The 6,367-nt window shown below is 61.5% G+C and carries 9 protein-coding genes; 3 read left to right on the forward strand and 6 right to left on the reverse strand.

The window, feature by feature from the left end; all coding sequences use genetic code 11:
• Positions 1-25: 25 nt before the first annotated feature.
• Complete coding sequence (locus tag IGW03_RS29915) at positions 26-379, forward strand: CzcE family metal-binding protein (protein ID WP_194726120.1); 354 nt, start codon at positions 26-28, stop codon at positions 377-379.
• A 7-nt stretch (positions 380-386) separates the two neighbouring features.
• On the opposite strand, the gene IGW03_RS29920 is transcribed toward IGW03_RS29915, so the two are convergent.
• The 3 genes from IGW03_RS29920 to IGW03_RS29930 form a co-directional block, all read right to left on the reverse strand.
• On the reverse strand, positions 387-1,277 hold the full coding sequence (locus tag IGW03_RS29920; protein WP_194726121.1) for a MipA/OmpV family protein: 891 nt from the start codon (positions 1,275-1,277) through the stop codon (positions 387-389).
• Positions 1,278-1,391: 114 nt separating this feature from the next.
• Complete coding sequence (locus tag IGW03_RS29925) at positions 1,392-2,675, reverse strand: hypothetical protein (protein WP_194726122.1); 1,284 nt, start codon at positions 2,673-2,675, stop codon at positions 1,392-1,394.
• 268 nt (positions 2,676-2,943) lie between these two features.
• Positions 2,944-3,945: an MBL fold metallo-hydrolase gene (locus IGW03_RS29930; RefSeq protein ID WP_194726123.1), complete on the reverse strand. Its 1,002-nt coding sequence runs from the start codon at positions 3,943-3,945 to the stop codon at positions 2,944-2,946.
• Positions 3,946-4,107: 162 nt separating this feature from the next.
• Between IGW03_RS29930 and IGW03_RS29935 the strand changes: the two genes are divergently transcribed.
• Positions 4,108-4,293, forward strand: a complete 186-nt coding sequence (locus IGW03_RS29935) for a hypothetical protein (protein ID WP_194726124.1) — start codon at positions 4,108-4,110, stop codon at positions 4,291-4,293.
• 99 nt (positions 4,294-4,392) lie between these two features.
• Here IGW03_RS29935 and IGW03_RS29940 read toward each other — a convergent pair whose 3' ends face one another.
• The 3 genes from IGW03_RS29940 to IGW03_RS29950 all read right to left on the reverse strand — a co-directional run bounded on the left by IGW03_RS29940 (position 4,393) and on the right by IGW03_RS29950 (position 5,492).
• Positions 4,393-4,590: a hypothetical protein gene (locus IGW03_RS29940; protein ID WP_194726125.1), complete on the reverse strand. Its 198-nt coding sequence runs from the start codon at positions 4,588-4,590 to the stop codon at positions 4,393-4,395.
• 122 nt (positions 4,591-4,712) lie between these two features.
• Positions 4,713-4,961, reverse strand: a complete 249-nt coding sequence (locus IGW03_RS29945) for a GlsB/YeaQ/YmgE family stress response membrane protein (protein ID WP_194726126.1) — start codon at positions 4,959-4,961, stop codon at positions 4,713-4,715.
• A 126-nt stretch (positions 4,962-5,087) separates the two neighbouring features.
• The gene (locus IGW03_RS29950) at positions 5,088-5,492 is read right to left on the reverse strand and encodes a nuclear transport factor 2 family protein (protein WP_194726127.1); all 405 of its coding nucleotides are present in this window, start codon (positions 5,490-5,492) and stop codon (positions 5,088-5,090) included.
• 334 nt (positions 5,493-5,826) lie between these two features.
• Between IGW03_RS29950 and IGW03_RS29955 the strand changes: the two genes are divergently transcribed.
• Positions 5,827-6,045, forward strand: coding sequence for a hypothetical protein (locus tag IGW03_RS29955; RefSeq protein ID WP_194726128.1), 219 nt, complete (start codon positions 5,827-5,829; stop codon positions 6,043-6,045).
• Positions 6,046-6,367 lie beyond the last annotated feature (322 nt).

The raw sequence follows: 6,367 nt of genomic DNA on the forward strand, positions 1-6,367 counted from the left end.
TTTCCTCCACTCACCGGAGAACGACATGAAAACCACTTCCCTGCGAACCGCCATCGGCGCCTTCGCACTCAGCCTCGCCTCGCTTTCCGCCTCGGCACTCGAAACCCCGGTCAGGCTGCTGGGCGACCCGGCGCCGCCGGAAGCCGCGCAGTACACGATTGCCATCACGCCTTCGACGCGCTGGGTCAACGTGACCGGCGGTGAAATCGTCAGGTTCGATGTCGGCGGCAAGTCCTTTGCGTGGAGCTTCACCGGCGCCACCAGCATATCGTCGTTCGACCTCAAGCGCGTGGCGCCGCCCGGCATGCTGGACCGCAGCATCATGGCCTATATCGCACCCGACCCGCGCTACATCGGCGGCGATGGTCCCGAAGAGTGAACAGGCCTTAATCGAGACTGTAATCGTCGTCCTGCACCCTCGCGGCCGACTGGCCGAACACCCATGACACCGCAAGGCCACCGGTGACGGCGCTGCGCTGCCGCACCAGCGGGCTGTCGGCAAATGCCGCGCCGCCCAGATGGTCGTAGCGCAGGAAGGCGCCCACCCAGTAGCGGGAAAAGCGCTTCGACAGCGTGGCCATTGCCTGCATCCCGGCGTAGCCGCCGGGCGCTGCGTAAGCCGGACGGTCCGACCTCGCATCGGTTGCGCTTACGCCATAGAAGTACTGGTTGTATTCGCGCGAACTGTAGACCGGTCCGGTCTGCAACCCGAGCTTCCATCCGCGCAGTCCCCCGGGATCGGTCATCTGCAGCAGCAGGATGGGCGAAAACAGCCAGCCGACGTGGCGCGGCGAGGATTCCACCGTGAACGCCGCGCGTACCGGCAGGCGCAGATCGAGGCGGGCCTGTTGGCGCTCGCTGCTCCACAGGCGCAGATCGGCGGTCGGTCCGGCTTCGACGATGGGCCGCAGTTTTTCCATGCCCCGGCGCAAGGGACTGTTGTCGCTGCGCCCCGGCACGCTGGCGTTCAGGCTCAGGTTGAGCTCCACCCGGTCGCTCTCGAACAGCGCCGCGCGCAAGCCGCTGCGGTCGGCCTGAAGGATCTCGCCGCGGTAGACGAAGTAAGGCGCCGGCAGCAGATAGGTGGAACGGGTGTCGGCCCCGCGATAGTCGGGCACGCTCAGCACGCCGAGCCCGAGGCCGACTTCCCACTTGGGCTGCGCTTCAGGTTGAGATTGGGCGCGGACCTGGCCCGGCATGGCATGGAAGAGAAACAGCAGCGCAGCGAACGCCGCGCGCGGAACAAAAACTGAGGAGGCAGGATGAAGTGCGGGCATGCGGCTCGGAAAGAAGGGAAATTCCGCATTGGACCGCAGGCTCTGCCATTTATCCCGGCTGCTTGAGCTGGCGCATGCCGCTCCAGTCCAAGCAGCAAGCTCAAGCCATGGAAATCAGCCGCCGAACAAGCCCTTGAGCATCCTCACCGGATTGGGCACGCCGGGCAACGACGGCAGTACCGATTCCTGGGGCTCCGCAGTGCCGCCGTTCACGCCGGCCCCGCCCATACCGCCCGTATTGCCTGCGCCGCGCTGGGCATCCGCGCCGTCGGCCATGCCGAGCATGGTCATGCCGGTGGACTTGATGCGGACCCTTGCCGTCCACTCCGGCTGCCAGTCGGCGGGTGCCTTGGCCGGGCGCGGCGGATGCGACACATTCAGTTCGGGACCGTAGGCGATCATGTTGACCATCGCGCCTTCGGCCTTGTCGAAGATGCCTTTGGGTATCGTGCAGTTCGTGACGCTCGGCTGCAGCACGATCTTTTGCTGCAGCAGCCTGGCCACCTGCGCCGGCGATTGATAGCCCATCAGCGCCCAACCGTTCTCCGGCTTTTCGCTCGAGCTCCAGAGAATCATGTCCTGCGCGCCGTCCGGCCCGGAAGCCGCGCCCTGCGCCTGCAGGAAGTAGGCCCTGGCGTGCTGCATGGATGGCCAGCTCAGCTGCACGCCATCCCTGGGCTGTCCCTTGGCGGTCATGCTGGCGCGCGGCAGGAAGTCGTATTCCTGGCCGACGCTGAACTTCAGGCCGGGCGGCACCCCTTCCCCGCTGACCGCATGCTCGCCCTGCAGCGATGCATTGTCGGGCACGCGCTTGGTGTCGCGCTCGTTGGGCCACAGCGCATTGCCGGCGCGGTTCTGCACGCCCTTGCTGGTGCCCGCATGGCTGGAGAAGAACTGCGCATATTCTGCGGGGTTCTGCTTGGCGAAATCCAGAATGCGCGGCTGTCCCGCAGCGATGCTGTCGCCGCAGCCCCAGTACATCAGGATGCGGCCTTTCGGCTTTTCCGGCGTGTCGCTGCGCTGTTCGGAATGGGTGCTGCCATGGCCGGCCGGCTGCGGACGGTAGGGCATGAGCAGCAGCGACGGCCCCATGTTCATGCCGGAAGGAATGGCATGCGTGCCTTCGACGCCAGCCGGCCTGGCGCGTACATGGAGTTCGGCATCGAGGGATTTGCCGCTGCCGCCCATGCCGCCCATGGCTGCTGCCGGATTGCCGCCCGTCAGTGCGCCGAGCAGTCCGGCGCCCATGCCGCCTCCGTCGGGCATGCCGGGAATCGACATGCTGGCGGTGGACAGGTCAACCCAGTATTGCGCGGCCGGCGCGCGGTTCTGGGCGTGCGCCGTCAGCGCGCCGGCCGCGATGCAGGCGGCAAGGACGGTGCGGGTGGATGCGGACATGATGTTCTCCCTGGTGCGAAGTATCGGAATCGTGGAATGGTTAATCGGCGAAGCGGCAGGCCGCGCGGCAGGCTCGCGCACGGCGGCAGATGACAGGCGGCAAGCCGGATACCATGAAAGCGCGATAGCTTACGCGAGCACCCCGGCCTTGTATCTCCCACGTTCATGGGAAAGCCGGAGTGTCAGGAAGACTGGGGAAAGAAGCGGACAGGAGCAAGCCCGTGCCGGCGAGGGTTCCGGCACGGGTAAGGAATCACTTTTACTTCTGCTACTTCTGCTGAAGCGGCGAATACTCGACCGGCACCCAGGAGAATCCCTTCCTTTCGGCGCGCACATGGCCGATGCCGGGGAAAGGCAGGTGCGCACCGGCGACCCACAGCTTGTTCTTTGCAGCCCGGGCAAAGAGGGCCTTGCGGGTCGCGATGGCCTTCTTGCTGTCGACGTCGAATTCGATGGCGACTTCCGGCCGGGCGAACTGCACCGCGTGGCTGTGCACGATGTCGCCCCAGACCAGCAGCTGGTCCTCGCCCGAGCCGAACAGGTAGCCGGCATGGCCCGGCGTGTGGCCCTGGGCCGGCACCGACACCACGCCAGGCAGGATGGTATCGCCCGGATCGAACTGCTTGAACTTGCCGGCCGCGACATAGGGCTCGATCGCATCCTGCGCCATCTTGAAGAAGGGCTGCGCATCCTGCGGCGCCTTGGCTCCGTTGTCCTTGCTCAGCCAGAACGCAGCCTCGTCCTCGGCTGCATAAATGGTGGCATTCGGAAAGGCGGGCCGGCCGTCGGTGGCCAGCAGGCCGCAGGCATGGTCGCCGTGGAGGTGGGTCAGCAGCACCGTGTCGACGTGAGCCTTGTCGTATCCCGCCGCGCGCAGGTTGTCGGGAATGACGCCGAGCGTCGGGCCGAAGCATTTGGCAGCGCCGGTATCGACCAGGATGAGATTCTTGCCGGTGTTGATCAGAAAGGCGTTGACCGCCGTCTGCACGCCCTTTTCCGATTCGATGAACATGCGGGCCAGCAGGCCCTGGATATCATTGGCGCTGGCTCCCTTGAGCAGCTTGGTATCGAGTGCGACATAGCCGTCATACAAAGCGGTGACTTCGATATCGCCGATATTGATCCGGTAATAGCCGGGCACCTGCGTCGTCTGCTTGGCCGGGGGCGCCGCCTGAGCGGCCGAAGGCACGGCACCGGCAAGCGCCGCAGCGCCGGCAAACAACGCAGACAGCAGCCAGCGCTGTCCCCTCTTCGATCTGAATCCTGCCATGGGCGTTTCCTATCAATTGAACAAGATTGTCGATCATAGCGTAAAACCATGAAGGAAATTTTGCATGCCTGCCAACGCGGGATGCAAATTAACGCATTGCATCACAGAACCATTTTCGAAAAGCCGAAACTAAGATGTTTTGAGACTCCGCAAGGTGATGTCATGCAAGATCGCAGAATGAATTCCGTCAGTGCCGGCACCGCAGCCAGCGCATTCACGCGCCTGATGGAAAAGCTCACCGGCAAGCCGGCGGCAACGGAACAGCCGAAGCCCGATGATGGCGCGGACTTCGGATCGAAGTCGATCGTCGACGTGACGGAAGCACTGCTGCGCCAGCTCGACAAATAAGCGAAAAGACAAATTGAAACAGCGTTAAAAAAGAAAGGCACCGTCAAGCGGTGCCTTTTTTCATGCCTGCATGTTACGGCATGCCATCATCGGTAAGGATTAATGATGGCGCTCCTGCTTCTTGCCGCCACCCGCGCCTTCATCGCTGCCGGCCTTGGTATGGCTCTTGGCATCATGGCTGGTCTCGTTGCTGCGCCCCGACTGGCCGTCGACGGACTTGACGTCGGCTTCGGTGACTGCGCCTTTCTTCTGGTCCTGCGGCGTGCTGCCGGTGTTTCCTGTGCTTGCATTCGTCATGATGAACCTCGATGATCTATGTCTGAAAATTAAGCATTGGGCTATCGTAGACAGCCGCGTATTGCCAAAGATTCAGCGGAGTTGCAAAAAAGCCGGTGATGCAATGATGTTGTCCGCGGCAATCAGCGCCCGGCCCGCCTGACGAGCCTCAGCAGCAGAAGGAGCACGATGGCGCCGATCGTGGCGACAATGATGCTGCCCAACATGCCCCCGCCTGCCGACACACCGAAGGTGCGGAACAGGAAGCCGCCGAGAAAGGCACCGACGATTCCCAGGACGATGTCGCCTACCAGGCCGAAGCCGCCGCCGACAATCGCGCTCGCCAGCCAGCCTGCGATCAGGCCGATCAACAGAAACCACAAGAGATCCATATCTTCCTCCTTTGGAATGATCAAGATGATGTGTGTTCTGTTTGACAAACAAACCTTGCCGCCTTTCCTTTTCTTGACTGTCCTCAAGCGGGCATGGCAGCAATCGATCATCGGTCCGGACTGAAATCAGCGGGTCCGGTAAGCCGCGACACCGGTGGCGGTATCGGCGAATTCCCGGAAGCGCGCGATCTTGCCGTCGCGGATGGTGAAGATTTCCGCCCAGTCGCTTTCGAATACGCGGTCGGTGCACTTGACGCTCCATGCGGCATGACCGAGTGCAACTACCTTGTCGCCCTGCGCGATGTACTCGTGCGGTTCGAAGCTCAGCGGATGCTGCGACTCATCGAGGGTGGAGAAGAATTCGGCTACCTGATCCTTGCCGCGCCGCTTGCCGGTGAACGGCACGTCTTCATGACGGTCGAGCTCCCATTCGATATCGTCGGCGCACAGAGCCAGCAGGCCCGGAATGTCGCCGCTGCGGAATCTTTCGTAAGCCTGCTTCACCAGCTCGGTATTGTTCCTCTCGTCCATGATCACGCTCCTGTTCTGGTCACGTTGATACCGGTTGTAGCATAGGCCGCAGCAATCGAACATGCAATGAAAGAGCGGCAGTCATTGCGCGCAGCCTTGCGTCTATCAGCGACGATTGCTGAAGGTTCATGGTTCGTTGCCGATCCCCTTCCTGCCGGGCCCGGTGCCACCGAAGCAGATGCGAACACCTTCCATGCCTGATGGCTTTAAAAACGACATTCAAATAATTTCATTGCATTAAAAATAATCGGGAACTCACCCTGCCTGCGGCTCCACACATAGAGGCACATCGTTGTGCAACATTCAACAAATTATTTAATTAAAGGAGCATGTTATGGGTATGCCATCAGTTTCAAATACAGGCACTAGCAACTACGCACCACCGCCGGAGAAAGGCGGTGAAAAGGGATGCAGCAAGAAGGCTGGCGAAGGAGAAAAGGGGCTTCCGGAAGGGCTTCCGCAAGCGAACAACGCGGATCCTGACATGATGGCGAAGCTAATGGAACTGTTAAACCAGATTCAGTCAGGTAAAGTCCCGGACGTTCCTGTTTAACCAGTTCCTGACTCACTGAGATCAAGAATCAGCATTCCAATTTCCTCCACGCGACAGTCTTCCGGCAATGCATTGACCGCAGACACAATTCGCCCGATGGAAGACTGTCGCGCGGTTGAAAACTCTGATTCGATATAACAATCATCAATTGATTGGCCGAGGGAATACCGGCTCCGGTATTCCCTCCGCATGAAAGCTTAAGGAACCTCTGCTCAAGTCTGGAAATCGGGCGTCATGGGTCTAAACATTGATCGATATTGCGTACTGTCGATAGAACCAAGCGCCAGTTCTCCCTTCGATACCCCGGTATGCGCTGCTTTAG

Source organism: Noviherbaspirillum malthae (genome assembly GCF_015352985.1).
GTDB classification, from domain to species: Bacteria; Pseudomonadota; Gammaproteobacteria; order Burkholderiales; family Burkholderiaceae_D; genus Noviherbaspirillum; species Noviherbaspirillum malthae.